5 protein-coding genes are annotated in these 18,425 nt (G+C 59.1%); all 5 read right to left on the bottom strand.

Annotation, left to right across the window (positions count from 1 at the left end):
• Positions 1-284: 284 nt before the first annotated feature.
• The 5 genes from SOM82_RS15560 to SOM82_RS15540 all read right to left on the bottom strand — a co-directional run bounded on the left by SOM82_RS15560 (position 285) and on the right by SOM82_RS15540 (position 17,934).
• The gene (locus SOM82_RS15560; RefSeq protein WP_320461301.1) at positions 285-977 is read right to left on the bottom strand and encodes a hypothetical protein; all 693 of its coding nucleotides are present in this window, start codon (positions 975-977) and stop codon (positions 285-287) included.
• Positions 978-1,910: 933 nt separating this feature from the next.
• On the bottom strand, positions 1,911-3,080 hold the full coding sequence (locus SOM82_RS15555) for a beta-barrel domain-containing protein (RefSeq protein WP_320461344.1): 1,170 nt from the start codon (positions 3,078-3,080) through the stop codon (positions 1,911-1,913).
• A gap of 10 nt (positions 3,081-3,090) precedes the next feature.
• The gene (locus SOM82_RS15550; protein ID WP_320461302.1) at positions 3,091-5,277 is read right to left on the bottom strand and encodes a type I secretion system permease/ATPase; all 2,187 of its coding nucleotides are present in this window, start codon (positions 5,275-5,277) and stop codon (positions 3,091-3,093) included.
• Positions 5,274-6,677 (bottom strand): TolC family outer membrane protein, encoded by a 1,404-nt coding sequence (locus tag SOM82_RS15545; RefSeq protein ID WP_320461303.1) that lies wholly within the window; start codon positions 6,675-6,677, stop codon positions 5,274-5,276. The genes SOM82_RS15550 and SOM82_RS15545 overlap by 4 nt, the downstream gene beginning before the upstream one ends.
• Positions 6,678-6,759: 82 nt before the next feature.
• Positions 6,760-17,934 carry a BapA/Bap/LapF family large adhesin gene (locus SOM82_RS15540; RefSeq protein ID WP_320461304.1) on the bottom strand — a complete coding sequence of 3,725 codons (11,175 nt, stop codon included), beginning with the start codon at positions 17,932-17,934 and terminating at the stop codon, positions 6,760-6,762.
• Positions 17,935-18,425: the final 491 nt, after the last annotated feature.

Genomic DNA, 18,425 nt, shown 5'->3' with positions numbered 1-18,425 from the left:
CTTTTAGTAATATTTATCATGATTATCGAATCACTTGATGATGTCTGTCATATCGCGAACTGATGCCCATTATAACTATCTTATCTGTAGTTGTTACAGATCGGTATATCGCCACATTAGAATTAGCACTACGATAAGAAATACCGGTACAGGCCATAGGGGGGCGTTCGGGAAAATTTGAAACATAACGACGGCGAAAATGAGCGTAAGCCCCCCAGGCAAGTATGAGGATAAAAACGATGTTATCAGCCGCCTTAAAATCCTTTTAAAAATATTCATCATAATTATCGAATCATCCTGGTGATGATATCTGCAATCTCGCTATCCGAGGCGTATTGTGCTTTAAGCGCATTAGCACGGATGAATAACGGCTCTATCAAGAAATACATCATTTCCAAATCTTGTGCATGTAACGCATTCCAAAAGGTTGGATAGCTTAAACGGAGGCGGCTTGAACTGTCTGCAGCATCCTGTACGACACCATAGATGCCAGGCAATGCCACCAGCACGCCAGCTTTACGTCCTAACGTTGCACTCATATTCAGAGTGAAATTCGTACCCATAGCGACCGATGAGGCTATAGCTAGAGCAAATCCGTTATTGGTAATTATGTTAGTGGCAATGTGGACGTTAACAGCCATCAGCATTTCTTTGATGCGCTGTAACTGTTGGTTCGTCTTATATTTGAATATTTCATCAAAATAAATTTTCAGCATGTCGCTGACGACGCTGCGATTCCGGATAAAGCGGCCTACACCCTTAGCGAATCGGATATCCTCAGTCTTTTGTTGCTGACAAACATCCATATACTCATCAGTGAAACAGGAGGTGTAATACAGCGCGCGCGTGGCACCCGCCTGAATCATATCAATCTGATTAGAGACTGCCTTACGTACACCTGTTACCGCTCGATCTAATTTCAGAGCGAGGATATTATTGGCCTGCAAATAACGTATCACTTCATTTCTGTAGTACATCGCTGCTCCTTGCGCGTTTGTATTTAATTCCCTACAGAAAGTGTAAGCATTTCGTGGTCAAAAAAAAGCCTTTTTGATCGCACGCAATAGTTAGTTGCGCTTATTTACATTCCCACTAAAACTGATTGCCAGTTTCTAAGAAAACGCTGATAACCCTAGTGAAGAAATAGTCAGGGCAATGGAGCTGGAAACGTTTAATTCCCGGCCAGGGTGCTTATGCTGCAAATTGCAGGGCATGAGGGAGTCCAGATATCTGCCAGTACCTACATTTTCCCCAAAAAGGGGCCTGAGAAATCAATGCGACGTTGATGACACGATAAAATCAGGGCTTACAGCGGCGTGTCAGTCCGGCGGTGATTGGGCCACCCTGACACGTTCACGGGCAGGGTATTACCAGAGAGGCAAGGAACGTAAAGTGAACGGAATCCCCCTCTGAGCCGCATGTTTCCCCTCACCCTAACCCTCTGCCAAAGGGAGAGGGACTCGCTTGTGCGGCTTGCCCCTTTTGCTGTCACAATGTCGCTATGACAGAGAACAGAGTCGCAAGTTTCCCCTCTCCCCTAATCCTCTGCCAAAGGGAGAGGGGCTCGCTTGTGCGGCTTGCCCCTTTGGCTGTCACAACGTCGCTATGACAGAGAACAGAGCCGTATGTTCCCCTCACCCTAACCCTCTGCCAAAGGGAGAGGGGCTCGACTGTGCGGCTTGCCCCTTTGGTTGTCACAAATTCATCATGACAGAGAACAGAGCCGCAAGTTTCCCCTCTCCCCTAATCCTCTGCCAAAGGGAGAGGGACTCGCTTGTGCGGCTTGCCCCTTTGGCTGTCACAACGTCACTATGAAAGAGAACGGAGCCGCATGTTTCCCCTCACTCTAACCCTCTCCCCAAAAAGGAGAGAGAACCGCCGTGTGCTGAAACCCTGAAACCCTGAAACCCTCACCGCTCCCTCAATGCTTCCTTGGCGCGGTTAAACGGCTTAATCATATAATCCATCACCGATTTCTCTCCGGTCTTGATATCCACCGTTGCAATCATGCCCGGCACAATCGAGAAACGCCTGCCGGCTTTGTTCACCAGATAGTCCTGACTGGTGCGGATAAAGACCCGGTAATAGAACACTTCCGGCTTGGCTTCATCCTGAATGGTGTCCGGCGAAATCGTCTCAACGACCCCTTGCAGCCCGCCATAAATGGCGTAATCGTAAGCGGTGATCTTCACTAGCGCTTTTTGTTCAGGATGAATAAACGCGATATCGCGCGGCGACAGGCGGGTTTCGATCAGCAGGTGATCGTCCACCGGCACGATCTCCATCAGCTCGCCGTTGGGAGGGATCACCCCGCCAATGGTGGTCACTTTGATATTTTTGACGATCCCACGCACCGGCGATCGCACGGTCAGGCGCGTCACCGAATCTTCGCGCCCCTTTAACACCGCCGACACCATATCCACTTCGGCGTTGGCTTTTGACAGCGCCTCGCGCGCCTGCACGTAATATTGAGAGCGCACATCGGTGAGTTTCAGCTCCAGATCGCTTTTTTGCCGCTGCAGACGCAGCTCTTCCACATGGCTGGCGGCTCCGGTTTTGATCAGCCGCTGCGTGATCGCCAGCTCTTTGTTCGCGAGGCTCAGGGCCGCTTTCAGTTCCCTCTGCGTGTCATCCAGCTGCGCGCGGCGGGAGTTATAGAGCCGGGTTTCGGCGGCGATCAGATCCGGCCATTTTTGCAGGGAAGGGGGGAACACCAGCGGCAGATCGTTCACTTCTGCCGTCAGACGCACGCTGGAGGCCAGCGAAGCGCGATAGCGTGCCGCGCTTTCGCCGACGTTGGATTCTGAACGCGTGGGATCGAGCCGCGCCAGGACTTGTCCGGCCTGCACCTGATTGCCTTCGCGCACGTTCAGCTCGGTGAGGATCCCGCCGTCGAGGGATTGCAATACCTGTTCGCGTGAGCTGGGGATCACTTTACCCGTGCCGGTCGAGACCTCATCGAGGATCCCAAACCAGGCCCATACGCCAACCACGATGAACAGCAGCAGGGAGAAGATAACGATGCGCCGCGCGCCGGAGTAACCGCTCTCGGAATCAAGAGCGTTATCCAGATCGTCCATGGCGGCGACTTCACGCTGATTGATTTTCATTTTTCCACTCCCGTCCGTTTGCCTGCTGCTGCATGCGGCTGTTGTTCAGCGCCTGCGCTTTTGGCGCGTCCATCACCAGCATGCCCTCTTTCAGCACCACCACGCGTTCCACCAGCTCCAGCACCGGCACACGGTGGGTGGCGACGATCAACGTTCGGTTGCCCAGCCACTGGCGCAGATGCTGGATAAATTCCCGTTCGGTATGTTCATCCAGCGAGGCGGTCGGTTCATCCAGCAGCACGATATTGGGATCGCGCAGGAACATACGCGCCAGCAGGATCGACTGGCGTTGCCCGCCGGACAGCCCCACGCCGTTCTCCATAATCGGGTAGTCGAGACCTTTCGGCAGTTTCTGCACAAAGCTTGCCGCGCCGCACATCTCCAGCACCGCGAAGATCTCTTCATCGGTGGCGCGCGGCATTCCGAGGGTGATATTTTCGCGCAGCGTGCCGTAGAACAGCCGCGCATTCTGGGTCATAAAGCCCACGTTGCGCCGCAGATCCGCCACGTCCAGATGCGGTAGACTGAGATTATCCAGCCGCAGTTCTCCCCCCGCCAGATCCATTCCGCCCGCTAATGCCTGTAGCAGCGTCGATTTGCCCGCGCCGTTGCGCCCGAGGATCGCCACCGACTCGCCGGGTTTGATCTCCAGCCGGTTAATGCGTAACGCCATGCGCGGATCTTCCGGGTGATAGCGAAACTGCGCCTGATCGAACAGATAATGCCCGCGCAGTACGTCCTGGCGAATCGGGGTATCTTCACGCTGATTTTCGGTAGGCAGCTGCATGATGCTGTCCAGCCCCTCTTTGGCCGCTTTGACCTGCTGCCAGCGGGCCAGCACGCCGCACACGGTCGCCATCGGCGCGATCATCCGCGAGGCCAGCATCGACGCGGCGACCACCGAACCGGTGGTTAACGTGCCGTCGATCACCATCGGCGCGCCGACCACAATCACTCCGGCGTAGACCAGACTTTGAATAGTCATCCCCCAGCTGATCAGGTTTTGCGTCAACTCGCGGGTCCGCAGGCCCGACTCAGCGGTGATCTGGATGTAACTATTCCACTGCTGCAAAAAGCGATTTTCTGCCTGCATCAGCTTGATATCTTCCAGCCCCTGCACGCTCTCAACCAGCACCGCATTGCGCAACGTCGATTCATGCGCCGACTGCTTCGCCAGCGCCGCCAGTTTCTTCTGCAACAGCAGGCCGGGAAGCACCATCAGCACCGCGGCGACGGGGGCGATCCAGGCTAATTGTGGCGCGATGATCGCCAGCACCACCACAAACAGAAAGAAGAACGGTAGATCGACAATGGTCGAAATGGTGGAGGAGGTGACCATCTCGCGGATCTGCTCCAGCTCGCGCAGCTGCGAAATAAAGCTGCCGGTAGAGCGGGGAATCGCGCTGTTACGCAGCCGCAGGGCGTGACCAAACACCCGATCCGATACGCGGAGATCGGCGCGTTTGCCCAGCAGATCCATAATGTGTCCGCGCGCGACGCGCAGCACAAAGCCAAACAGCGTGGCGATCAGCACCCCGATCGTCAGCACGTAGAGCGTCGGATAAGACTGCGCGGGGATCACCCGATCGTAGACCTGCATCGAAAACACAATCCCGGAAAGCGACAGCACGTTGATAAACAACGCCGCCAGCATCACCCAGGTGTAAGGGCGCATATCGCGCATCACCAGCCGGTAGAGCCAGTCCGGACGGTATTTAGAAATATACGCATCCACGCGGCTGTCTTTGAGGGCTGCCAGCGGACGCAGGGCGACGACGTGGCGGATGGCAGGCAGCAGCGCGGTCATGGAGACGCGGTTGTTCTGCGGCGTGGTGTCGATAAAACAGATATCGAGGGTATCTTCGCCGTCAAAATGTTCAATGACGCCAATTTTGCCTTCGTTCAATTCGACGACCACCGGCAGCTTCCAGCTGTTGATGGACTGCTGGGTGGCGGTGAGCAGTTGAAAGGATAAGCCCGCCTCGCGCGCCAGCTGGGTCAGCGCCGGAACCATCGGTTTGCCTTTCAGCCACGGCGCACTGGCGACCAGCGCCCCCGGGGAACAGGCCACCCGATAGCGGCTGGCGACGTAGCCAAACGCCTGCGCCCAGTGCTCCAGCGTCTCTTCGGGGATGCTCTCGCCCTGTGGAATCTCGGTTTGCTTCATGGCTGGATCTCCACGGTCTGAATGGTGCGGTTTTCAAGATCGAACGAATGACGCAACCGTCCCGTGTTGTACAGACAGGACAACTGCAGCTGGTGCAGCTGTCCTGCGGTTTGCTGCTGCGTGAACCGCGCCTGATAGACCTCCTGCTCAGCGTTCAGCACGTCGAGCAGCGGGCGTGAGCCAAGATCCAGATATTGCTGCTGATAGAGTTCGCGCGTGCGGATGCTGAGCGCCTCCTGGCGGGCCTGAATTTGCAGGGTACTCAGCAGGCTCAACACCTGGCTGCGCGACTCCATCAGCTTCTGCCGCACATCGAGGCGCGTGCGCTGAATGGTGGATTGCGCCGCTTCAACCGCGTGTCCGGCGGCGTTGCGACGCGCGGTAAGACCGCCGCCCTGATACAGCGGCATCTGGACCTTTACCCACGCGGAATACTGGGTGCGGTCCAGGCTGTCGTGTCCTGCGTAGCGGTCGTTGAGATAGTGGCGAACTTCCGGCTCCAGCGAGACGGTCGGCGTCATCTGCGCGTTGGCATAGTCGAGATTGGCCTGCGCGACGTTGGCCTGCGCCCAGGCGGAGAGAACCGCCGGCACCAGACGATCGTCCGGCTCGGCGATATCACAACTGCGCTTCAGGTTATCGGGAAAGTCGTTGCTGATGGTGTTGAGGGTGTTCCAGCCGAGAAAGCTCATCAGCGTGGCGCGGGAGCTGTCGAGGCTGGCCTGATACTGCATTAACTGCGCGCGCGCCCCTTCAATGCGGGCGTCGGTCTGGACGACATCGGAGAGTGAGCTGGCGCCTTCTTCATTACGCTGGCGGGCCAGGGACCCGATCGAGGAGAGCGCATCAAGCTGCTCTTTTGCCGTTTCTACCATTTGTTGCCAGGTCTGGACCTGCACCATCGCCAGCGCGGTATCGTGGGCAATGGTATCAATACTCACCAGCACGTTGGCCTGCTGCTGGGCGACGCCTGCGGTTTCGGCCCGCACCTGGCTTGCCACTTTGCCAAAGTCGTACAGCATTTGTGAGAGCGACAACACCAGCGACGGGGTAAAACCACTGTCGCCGCCGTCATGGGTATAGCCGTTATCCATGCCGGCATTGACCTGCGGATAGTATTTCGATTTAGCGACGTCCACCTGTTCGGACTGCTCGTAAAGCTTTCCAACGGCTTCGCTGATGGTGGGATGCCAGCTCACTGCGCGGTTCACGGCATCACCCAGCAGCAGCGTGCCGGGAGCCGCTTTGCTGGCCGTTGGCGCGATACGCCCGTTCAGAGAGGGTAACTCCTGTTCTTCGCTCAGTTGTCCGGTATTGATCACCGCGGCCGGATTGGCGGCGATAACGGGCACAGATATCAGGCAGCACGAGAGCCACCAGCAAGGCATCTTATTTCCCATGTCTTATCCCTAATAAATCAAATAGTCGTGCTTTATTGTTTATGCCCGGGCGCTGTACGCCCGGGTCATTGGTGCTTTGCTATCAGGTAATGATGTTGTGGTTCTGGTTGACCAGCTCGTCGTAGGTGGCCTGCACGTTGTCCAGCGTGACCAGCGTCGTATTAGTGTAGGTGCTCCCTGCACCGTCACGGTCGATGGAGATCACAGTGTTGTTACCGCTGGTGGTGACATGCACGTAGTTGCCAAGCGTTGCGGCCTGTCCGTTCCAGCCCACCAGCAGATCGCCGATATCAATTTTGTCTCCCTGACTGACGGAGAAGTTAGCCCAGTGATCCCCGGTGCCGTTCCCCGCCGTGGCATTGCCGACGGTGTTGTTCAGCACCTGATAAATCAGGGTGTCGCCGTAGGCAGAGCCGACGATCAGATCGTTATGCTCAGAGCTAATGAACTTCGGCGCCATATTGATGGTGAGCGACGCGCTGTCCGTTTTGCCTGCCGCATCGGTCAGGGTGTAGTTAAATACCTCTTTTGATGAGATGGAGGAGAGGGAGACGCCGGTATTGAGCGTATAGGTGTAATGCCCGTCAGCGCCGATGGAGAGCGTGCCGTAGTGACCCTGAATGGTGGCGTTGGCGGCGCTGGTGGTGTACGGATCCAGCGTGGTGGTGACGCCGTTATAACCGGTAATACTCAGGCGCGTATCTACGGAGTGCAGCTGATCCATGGCCCCCTGCGAGTCGCTACCGTCAAAAATATTGCCGTTAACGTTGTGCCCGCTGGTGGCATCGAATTGGTTTAACGAGTAAGAGGTGCCGGTGACGCTCGGGGTAATGGTAATGTTGCCCACACCAAGGCCCGGGACGCTGCCGGTGTAGCTCAGGGTGTAAGTCCCCGCTTCTAAATCGAGGCCGCTCAGATTGATATTGGCTACGCCTCCCAGCAGAATCCCGCCGTTAAACGTTCCGCTGGTAATGGTTGTTCCACCCTGCGACAGCGTCCAGTTTACCGTCAGCCCAAGAAGCGAGAGCAGTGAAGCCACGTTGAAGTGCAACACCACATTGTGCAGAGCGGTGTTCGGGTCCACGACGAACGTACCGCTCCCGCTGCCCGAGGAGGGAAGCAGCAAGGTGTTCCAGCTGGCGCTGCCCACCGTCGTATCTGAATAGCCCGCCGTGTGGTGAACGGATGTCACATCCATCACTGCACTGACGTCGTTTACCGCATCCAGTGCCCGCGGTATTGGGGTGATGTTCAGTGAGGCGGTGTCTTTATCTCCGTTTGGCGCGGTGATGGTGTAGACGAAGGTATCCGGCGTTTTAATGTGATCGGCTCCGACGCCGCTGCGCAGGGTATAGGTATAGTCGCCATCCGCGTTGATGGTCAGCGTGCCGTACTGCCCCTGGATAGTCGTCACGCCGGACGCGTTCACCGCCACACCATTCACTTCGGTGACAACCGTCCCGGCAGGGGCGACATCATCGGCCAGCACATCGCCCGTCGTGGTCGCACCGACGCTGGAGACGCTGTAGACGTGGTCTTCCAGCACGTTGAGGGTATAAGCCGTCAGCGCGGTGATCCCGGCGGCGGTGTTCAGCAGGAACAGATATTCCCCGGCAGGCAGATTCAGCGTCAGCGTGCCCGACGTGCCGCCCAGCAGCGGGGCTCGCAGCCAGCCAGGCTGAATGCGCATCTGCTCGAAGGTCTGGGTCGCCTCGTTGAACTTGTAGATATACAGGTCGAATACCGATGCCACGCTCACGCCAGCAACAGAAGCGCGAATGGTCATGGTGCGGGTCGTGCCTTCCTCCACGTTGTAGATAATCGGATTGCTCAGATCGTCCAGCAGGTTCAGCCCCAGCGTGTTGCCCAGATTGACCCCTACGACGGTAAATCCACCCTGCGATGAGGTGCCGTTATCGACGGCGTGAACGGTGGTGTCAAAGGTGAGTGACCCCGTATCGTCTACCGCGGTCACGCTGTTGGTCACCGTATTCGCGCCGAGCGAAATCACCAGGTTGGCGGAGGCGCTCGCGCCGTTGTGGCCGATGGTATAGGTGAAACTCTCGGTGCGGCCCAGCACCGCAGCGCTGGTGTTGGTGAGCGTGTAGGTGTAACTCCCGTTCAGGTTAATGGTCAGGGTGCCGTATTGTCCCTGGATAATGGTGCCGTCGGCGGTCACGTTGACCGTCTGCCCCAGCGCGTTAGTCACCGCGGTGACCGTAGTGCCCGCCGGTGCGTTGTCGCTGCCGGTGTTCGGGTCAACGTCATAAATCACGTTGCCATTCTGGGTGGTGATGCCGGTGACCGAGCCAACGCTGGTTTCTGTCACGTCAACATCGAGGCTGGTGTAAGAGCCGGTCGCCAGCAGATTGGTGTTATAGCTGAGAACGCGATACTCGCCGCTTTCCAGCCCGGTCATATTGAGCGTGACGCCGTTTGCCCCCAGGGTCAGCAGGTTGGCAAACTGCGGCTGACCGGTATCCACCACGGTGGTCCAGGTGTTGTTAATCGCATCCCAGCGCTGGACGACCAGCTCCAGGGTGTTGAGCAGCGTCAGCACCACGCCCGTGGCATCCGCGTTAATCGAAATATCCGCGCTGCCACCGTCACTGACGGTGAAGCCGACCTGCGCCGTATCGTTGCCCAGCAGCGTCAGCACATTGCCGAGTGCGCCCACCAGCAGGAATCCGTAATCGCTGTATTGCGCGTTGGTGACCGTCGCCGTGGTGCTGATATCCAGCTCCTCGACGTTAGTGCTGGCCGACAGCGGGACGACAGGGGCCAGCGCCGATCCCGGCGTTGAGGTATTCCCGGCGGCGTCCGTGGCGGTGATTTGCAGCGTCTGGCCTTCCGTCTGTTTATTGAGGAAGGTGTAGCTGTAGGTGCCGCCGCTGTTCGCCGTGGTGGTGACCGTCGTCCCGTCTGCCAGGCGGATGTTGACGGTGCTGCCCGCTTCTGCGCTGCCGGTCAATACGCTGCCGTCGGCGTTAAAGGTCCCGTTCGGGGCATTCGGTGCGACGGTATCCACGATGACCGTGATCGGCGTTGAGACGGGACCCGTCCCGCCGACCACGTTGGTGGCGGTGGCGGTAAAGGCGTGTGAGCCTTCGCCCAGCGCCGGCGTGGTGAAGGTCCAGTTGCCGTTGATATCGGTGCTGGCTGTGCCCATCGCCACGCCGTTGTTATACAGGGTGACGGTGGAGTTGGGTTGCGCCGTTCCGCTCAGGGTTGGCGTGGCGTCGTCGGTGCTCTTACCGTTGGTCAGATTGCCGGTGAGGGTTCCGACGTTGTCGTTGAGGGTGGCAATCACCGGCGCATTCGGCAGGTTAGTGAATGGCGCGGTGACGCCCGTCGCCAGGCCTGCGTTGCCGGCCTTATCGGTGGCAAAGGCCAGCAGCGTTTCGCCGTTGGTCTGAGCCGGTGAGATGGTGACGTTGAAGTTACCGTTGCCGTCCGCCGTCGCGGTCCCCAGCACGGTGTTGCCGTCGGCACTGGTGATGGTAACGGTGCTACCCGCCTCCGCGAGACCGGTGACGTGCGTACCGTTGCTGATGACCGCCAGCGTGTCCGGCTGACCCGGCGCGACCGTATCCACCACAATGGACGTGATAGAGGACGGCGCGCTGGTATTGCCCGCCGCGTCGGTGGCGGTGGCGGTAAAGTTATGCTGCCCGTTGGTGAGGACGGTAGTGGTCTGCGGCAATGTCCAGACGCCGTTGCCGTCTGCCGTCACGGTTCCGACCAGCGTTGCGCCATCGTAAATCCGCACTACCGAATTGGCTTCTGCGGTTCCGCTCAGCGCAGGCTGCGTGTCGTTGGTTGGATTGCCGTTGATGACAGGCCCGGTGACGGTACCGACATCATCCACCACCGAGGAGATGACCGGCGGCGTTGGCGCGGTTGCATCAACGTTGACCACAAATGCGGTGGTCGGCCCACTGGCGTTACCTGCGACGTCGGTGGCGGTGATGGTCAACGGATGCTGACCATCGGCCAGCGCCGGGGTCGGCGTAAAGGACCAGTTGCCGCCGGTTGCGACCACGCTGCCGATCTGCACGCCATTATCGAAGATTTTTACCGTTGAGCCCGGCTCGGCGGTACCGGTGAGCGTCGGCTGTGCATCGTTGGTGAGTTGTCCGCTGGCCAGTTGCGTGGTGGTTCCCACGTCATCGACTACGCTCACCAGCACCGGAACGGCTGGCGGGGTGAGATCGACCGTCAGCGCAAAGGTGGCGGACGGAACGCTGTTATTGCCCGCCGCATCGGTGGCCTGGGCGATAAGACTATTTGGCCCCGCGGTCAGCGCGGTGGTGAGCGTGACCGACCAGTTGCCGCTGGCGTCGGCAGTGGTGGTGCCCAGAAGCGTGACGCCTTGATAGATGTTGATCGTCGCATTCGGTTCGCTGGTCCCGACCAGACGCGGCAAAATGTCATCGGTGGTTTGTCCGCTACTGAGCGGCCCGGTAATGGCTCCCGCATCATCAAAGGCTTGCGTGATGACCGGAGCCAGAGGGGCGACGGTATCCACAATCACCGTGAAGCCAGGCGATGCGACGCTGACGTTGCCCGCCGCATCGGTGGCCGTGGCGGTCCAGGTATGGCTGCCATTGCTCAACGCGGGCGGCGTAAAGCTCCAGTCCCCGTTGCCATTGGCCTGCGTCGTACCGACCTGAACGCCGTTTTCATAGATGATGATTGACGCGTTCGCTTCAGCGGTCCCGTTCAGCGTCGGCGTGGTGTCGTCGGTTGTCTGGCCAGACGTCACCGGAGCCAGCACGCTGCCAACGTTATCGGTCGCGTTAACAATTGCAGGCGCTACCGGCGCAAGAGTGTCTACCGTCAGATTGAACGAGGTGGTTGTGGTGCTGGTATTTCCCGCCAAATCCGTGATGCCGATGGTGATGGTGTGCGGGCCATCCGTCAGCGGAGCGGTTGGCGTAAACGTCCAGTTTCCTTGCCCGTCGACCACGGCGATGCCAAACGGCTGTCCGTCGTTGAGCAGGGTAATGGTGGCACCCACTTCGCCGGTGCCGTTAAAGGTTGGCCGGTTATCGTTGGTGGTCCCGCCGCTGGTGACGGTTCCGGTCACCGGACCCACGTCATCCAGAACGACAGGAACGGCTGGCGCAGCAGGCGGGGTGGTATCCACGGTGAAGGAGAATACCGGGGAGTTTGCCGAGACGTTGCCTGCCGCATCGGTGGCGTTGACCCTGATGTTGTACACGCCATCCGTCAGCACGCCTGCCGGCGGGGTAAAGGTCCAGCTGCCATTGACCACTGCTGCGGTACCGATCTCCACGCCGTTACTGAGAATGTGTACCGTGCTGCCGGTGACGCCCGTCCCGGTCAGGGTCGGAGTGGTATCGTTAGTCACCTGACCCGGAGAGAGATTGCCGACAGCGCCGCCCGCCACGTTGTCGCTCACGGAGGTGATAGCCGGTACCGCCGGGGGCGTGAGATCGATAACGACGCTGTAGCTGTTCGAGGTGGTGCTGACGTTACCCAGCGGATCGGTCGCGACCGCGGTAAAGGTGTGCGTACCTTCACCCAGCGCGGTGGTAGGGGTGAAGGTCCAGTTGCCCAGACCATCGGCGGTGGCGGTGCCAATCTGGTTCCCGCCTTCAAAAATCGCCACGGTGCTGTTGGCTTCCGCCGTACCGGCGAGGGTTGGGGTGGTGTCATTGGTGGTACCGCCAGCGGTCACATTACCGGTGACAGTGCCCACGTTATCGTCCGCTCCGCTAATTACCGGGAGGGTGGAGACGGTATCGACGATCACCGTAAATGGCGGCGAGGCCAGACCTTCGCTGCCTGCCGGATCGGTGGCGGTGACCGTGAATACATGGCTGCCGTCCTCGAGCGCGTCAGGCGGAGTGAAGCTCCACGTCCCCGTCGCACCCACGACCACGCTGCCGATAGCAATACCGTTGTTGTAGACGGTGATGGTATCGCCCGCCGTCGCGCTGCCGCTCAGGGTTGGGCGGTTATCGTTGGTGGTTTGGCCATTGGCCAGCGGCCCGGTTCCTGGACCCACGTCGTCGGTCACCGCGCCGATGGCAGGTGCGCCCGGAGGCGTCAGATCAACGGTAACGCTGCCCGCGGCAGAAAGCCCGCTGGTGGCTGCGCCAACCGTGGCCGTGGCGGTGTAACTGTAAGTCCCGCTCGCCAGCGCTCCAGGAATGGTGTAGCTCCAGTTGGTCTCTCCCGGCGCAAGCACGATAGTCGTGATTTCAACGCCGTCCTGATACAGCGTCACGGTGCTGCCTGCCTGCGCGGTGCCGCTGATCGTTGGGTTGGTGTCATCTGAGGTTTTGCCCAGCACGTTACCGGTCACCGTACCTGTGTCATCAATGATGGCGGTGATCACCGGCACATCCGGCAGATCGGGTACATCAATCACGTTTAAGGTGGCCGGATCGCTGGCATTTCCCGCCTCATCGGTGGCCACCACGCTCAGGGTGGTGCTGTCGGTTTGCGCCGGATTCAGCGCGATCGAGAAGTTACCGCCCGCCCCGGCGATACCCGTGCCGATAACGTTGCCGTTTGCATCGCGTACCACCACCGTCGCCCCGACGTCCGTGGTCCCGGTGAGCGGAGTACCCTGGGCTGTAATGGCCAGATTGGTGGGGGCGTCCGGCGCAATCGTATCAACATCGACATTAATGGATGTGCCGGTCGTTTCGTTGCCCGCGGCGTCGGTGGCGATCACGCCGAAGCTTATCTCGCCTTCACCCAGCGGACTCTGCGGGGTCCATGTCCACGAACCGTCCGGCCCAACGGTGGCCGGTGGCGTTTGTAATACCTCATCAATATAGACGTTAACGGTGCTACCCGGCTCAGTCTTACCGGTTAAGACTGGCGTGTTGTCATTGGTGTACAGCACGCCCTGCACCAGCGTACTGCCGGAGATGGCATCGATCTGCGGCGCGCCAGGAGGAACGGTATCCACGGTGATGGTGTAGACCGGGCTGGTTGCGCTGACGTTACCCGCCGCATCGACAGCGGCAACGGTCAGATTGAGCGCGCCGTCAGGCGTCACCGCCGGGCTGGTGTAGCTCCAGGTGCCGTTGGTCACCGGCACGCGGTCAACTTCGACCCCATTGTTATAAATAATCACCGTGTCGCCGGTAACGCCTGTACCGCTAATGGTGGGGGTGGTGTCAGTGGTCGAACCGCCACTGGCGACACTGCCGGCGGTGATCGCTGGCGTGTCCGGGGCATCGGTATCGACGATAATCGTCACCGGTACGGACGGGTCAGAGATGTTCCCGGCCTCGTCGGTTTCGGTGGTGGTGAAGGCGTGTGAGCCTTCGTCGATCGCCGAGTCCGGTCTCCAGCTCCAGTTGCCATCTGCGCCCACGGTGACGCGACCCACTTCTTCTTTTGGCGCACCGTCCACGCTGTCATAAATGATGATCACATCGTTCGCCGTGCCGGTTCCGCTCAGGACAGGGCGCGAATCATTGGTGCTGCCTCCGTCGATAACTTCGCCAGTGATCTGGCTGACGTTATCGGTGACCGTTGGCGCGTCGGGGGCGTCAGGGGCGACGGTATCAATCACGATGGTGATGGGCTGAGAAGGCGCACTCTCGTTGCCAGCACCGTCTTTGTTGGTGACGGTCAGGGAGATATCGTAGCTGCCGTTGGTGAGCGCCGGAACCGGTGACCAGTTCCAGGTCCCGTCGTTGTTGACGGTCACGTCGCCCGGCTGTTTTACGCCATCAATGTAGATCGTGACGGTATCACCCGGCGTGCCGGTACCGCTTAAGGTTGGCGTGGTATCGCGGGTGGTTTCACCCGGATTCAGCGGCGTGCCGGTTGGCGCACCGTCCGGGTTCACGGTGATATCCGGCGAATCCGGTGTGGCCGGGGCAACGGTATCGACCACCAGGTTAAACGGCGGTGAGGTCGTTGAGTTGCCTGCTGAATCGGTAGCCACCACCGTAAGCACATGGGTGCCGTTGGCGAGTGGGTTAATGGGGGTGAAGCTCCATCCGCCGCTACCGTCGAGCGCGGCCGTACCCAAAAGGGTGTTGCCATCGTAAACGGTAATCACCGTATTGGCCGGGGCGCTGCCCTGAAGGAGTGGGCGGGTTTCATCGGTCGGGGTTCCGCTGGTCACCGGGCCGGTAATATCCCCGGCGTTATCGGTGACGGTGCTGATAGCGGGTGCGGCAGGCGGCGCGGTGTCGATACTGATCGTAAACCCGTTCGAGGGATCGCTGCCGTTACCGGCTTTATCCATCGCCACCGCGGTAAAGGTATAAGGCCCGCCCGGCAAAAGGGCCAGCGTCGGGGTAAAGGTCCACGATCCGCCATCGCCGACGACGGCAGTACCAATCGGCAGGCCGTCCAGACGAATGCTGATCGTAGCGCCCGGCTCCCCCGTTCCGTTGAGGGTCGGACGGGTGTCCTTGGTGGTTTCATTGGTATCCAGCGGACCCGTTCTGCCCGGTACATCGTCAACCACCTGAGTGATAACCGGAGCCGCAGGCACGACGCTGTCGACCGTGATGCTCCAGCTGTTCGATGTGCTGCTGGCATTGCCGGCGCTGTCAATGGCGGTGGCGGTGAGAACGTGTCCGCCTTCGCGCAAATGGACACTTGGTGTATAGGCCCAGATGCCGCTTTCCGGAATGATCAGGGTGCCGATTGCATTCGCTCCGCTGAAGATAGTGAGCGTGGTACCTGGCTCACCGGTTCCGCGGATGGTTGGTGTGGGATCGTTGGTCAGACCGCCATTGGCAATATTTCCCAGCACACTGGGGGCATCATCCACCACCGCCGTGATGACCGGAGTCTGCGCCGGCGTCACGTCCGGGGCATTCACCGGTGCGGTAGGCCCGGTATTGCCTGCGCTATCGGTCGCGTCGGCGGTCAGGGCTTCGCCGTTCAGTTTCGCAGGCGAGATAGTCACGCTGAAATCGCCCTGATCGTTGGCCTTGCCGGTTCCTATCTGCACGCCGTCCGGCCCTTTGATACTCACGGTGCTGCCCGGTTCGGCGGTACCGGTGACCGTGGTGCCATCACCCGACACCTGAAGGTTATCCGGAGCCAGCGGATCGGTGGTATCCGGCGCGTTCGCAAGGCCGGGCTGACTGGCGTTACCCGTTGGATCGGAGGCGATGACCTGCAGGACTTCGCCGTTGGTTTGCGGCGGATCGATCGGTGCCGTGAAGTTGCCGGTATTGTCGGTAGTGCCGATCCCGATAACCGATCCGTCCGGACCTTTTACCGTCACCGTGCTGCCCGGCTCGGCGGTCCCGCTTACGCTTGTCCCGTCATCGGCCACGGTGAGGTCATCCGGAGGGGGAGGGGCGATAATATCGACGGCGACGGTGGTGGCAGGAATGCTGGGGTTTCCGGCCGCGTCAGAAGCAATGACTGAGATCGTCTGGCCATTGTTCTGGGCGGGAGTCAGGTTAATCGTAAAGTTGCCGCTGCCATCCGCGACGCCCGAACCAATCTGCGTGCCAGCGCCACTGGTGATGACGATGGTGCTGTTGGGCTCCGCGGAACCGGTTATCTGAGTACCGGCAGGGTTGAGCGTAATCACCGGTTGGCCCGGGGCAATGGTGTCGACGATAAAGTTGATGGGCTGCGATAACCCGCTCTCATTCCCGGCAGCGTCGATTTCACGCACGGTAACCGAGTGCGCGCCTTCAGACAGCGGACTGTTCGGCGATACGCTCCAGATGCCGTTAGGGGCAACGGTCACCTGACCGACTTCCACGCCTTTATCGTAGATAATAATGGTGCTGCCCGGATCGCCGCGACCCGACAGCCTCGGCTGGCTGGCATCGGTGGTTTGCCCTGCGGAGACCACACCGCGCAGGGTGCCGACTTCGTCATTCACCACAAAGGCCGATGGCGTCGCCGGAGTAGTCAAATCCACCACCACGGTAAAGACCGGAGAGGCCGGGCTGATATTGCCTGCCACATCTGTCGCGCGCACCGTAAACTGGTGGCTCCCTTCACTCAGATTGACCGACGGGGTGAAGCTCCAGCTGCCATCGCTGGCGGCAGTGACGTTACCAATTGCAATGCCGTTATCGTAAAGGGTGACGCTTGAGCCGGCTTCTGCTGTGCCGGTAAATTGCGGACGCTGATCGTTGGTGCTGCCACCGCTGCTAACCGACCCGGTAGCCGGGGCGATGTCATCAATGACGCTGGAGATGACCGGAGCCGTGGGGGCCGCGGTATCTACCACAATGGTGATACCCGCAGAAGGAGGGCTGGTGTGGCCCGCCGCATCGGTGGCCGTCGTCGTCAGGGTGTGGCTACCGTTGGTCAACGCATTGCCAGGGGTAAAACTCCAGTTGCCGTTGGCGTCCACTTTGGTGATGCCGATCTTTGTCCCGTTATCGTAAACGGTGATCGTGGTGCCTGCCTCGCCAATGCCGCTCAGGGTAGGGCGAGCATCATCGGTGCGCTGACCGTTCTCCAGCGGCCCCGTCTCGCTGCCGACATCGTCGTTGACGATGATAATATCCGGCGCGTCCGGAGTGATTAAATCAGGCGCCGTGACATGACCGTCCTGACTGATATTTCCCGCGGAGTCGGTTGCGGTGGCGCTCAGTTGTTCGCCATTGGTCAGCGGCGTGCCGAGCTCGATCGTAAAGGTTCCGTCGCTGCCGGTTTTCCCGGTCCCCACCAGATTACCGTTGGCATCTTTCAGTGTGATAGTGCTGCCAGGCTCGGCTCTGCCGGTGACGGTGGTGCCGTCTGGCGAGAAGGTGAGATTTGTGGGCGCGTTCGGCGCAGTCGTATCGGGGGTATTGGGGTTGCCCGGATTCCCTGGATTCGAATTATTGTCGTCATCGCCACCACCGCCGCCACCACCACCACCGGCGGCAAGCGCTATCCCACCCGCCACGGCCACGCCACCCAGCACCCAGGGCCAGAGGGCTGCCCCCCCTGCGCCATCGCCGGAACCGGCCATCAGGACATCAATGGAGGAGATCGCCTCGTAGTGTTCTGCGGCGGTTGGGTCTTCTATCCACCACAGTGTGCCGTTGCCTTCTTCCAGCACCAGCTGGCTGACGCCCTGCGTATCGGCCGCGTAAAAATTCTTGAGCGTAATGGTTTCGCCAGAATGCAGGCTGACGATCAGATCGTTGCCGCTGCGGGTGTAATGGGAAATGTCGGCGCGGCCGACATGGAGCTTAACAATTGAGGAGTGATCCAGAGTAACTTGAGTGCCTTCCGTGGTGGTTTCCACGCCAGTGAGTTTCGAGATGACAGAGATTTGGCTCATATTCTGATTACTCCCAACAGATTTTTTATTGAAATGGCGTGCAAGACGGAGCCATGACTTTTCTGCGGGTAAAGATCGCCCCCGGCGGAGTCGCTATATTTGAAATAGCCCTCACCGTTGTTTTCTTCAGAGCGGCCGATGCCCGCCAGCATTTAGAGTGGCAACATCAGATAACGCTAAATATTTGCTTTGGATAAACTTGTATTTGACGTTTTTTGTGTTATATAAAACCCTGTGATTTATAGAGATATTATAAAAATGGTCTAAAAATGATATAGCTATAAATAAGAAAACATGCAAATTAAGCAGCCGTTAGTAATTATTAACCCCCTCTTAATCTATTACTTAAATGTATCAATCAGCACTTGTTTAAATGCGTAAAATTCTTGTGTAACAGGGGGTTGGGCGTTTTTATGAGAAAGGCGATAAGGCGCGGTTATCGTTTGGTTAGTGAATATGTCGGGAATATATAAATGAAAAAATATAATCAA

The sequence above is a fragment of the Lelliottia sp. CFBP8978 genome (assembly GCF_034046055.2).
GTDB lineage: Bacteria > Pseudomonadota > Gammaproteobacteria > Enterobacterales > Enterobacteriaceae > Enterobacter.
This window is presented reverse-complemented; position numbering and strand designations above follow the sequence as displayed.

Coding starts and splice junctions, on each gene's coding strand:
- SOM82_RS15540 (WP_320461304.1), bottom strand. CDS start 17,934: ATGAGCCAAATCTCTGTCATCTCGAAACTCACTGGCGTGGAAACCACC.
- SOM82_RS15545 (WP_320461303.1), bottom strand. CDS start 6,677: ATGGGAAATAAGATGCCTTGCTGGTGGCTCTCGTGCTGCCTGATATCT.
- SOM82_RS15550 (WP_320461302.1), bottom strand. CDS start 5,277: ATGAAGCAAACCGAGATTCCACAGGGCGAGAGCATCCCCGAAGAGACG.
- SOM82_RS15555 (WP_320461344.1), bottom strand. CDS start 3,080: ATGGACGATCTGGATAACGCTCTTGATTCCGAGAGCGGTTACTCCGGC.
- SOM82_RS15560 (WP_320461301.1), bottom strand. CDS start 977: ATGTACTACAGAAATGAAGTGATACGTTATTTGCAGGCCAATAATATC.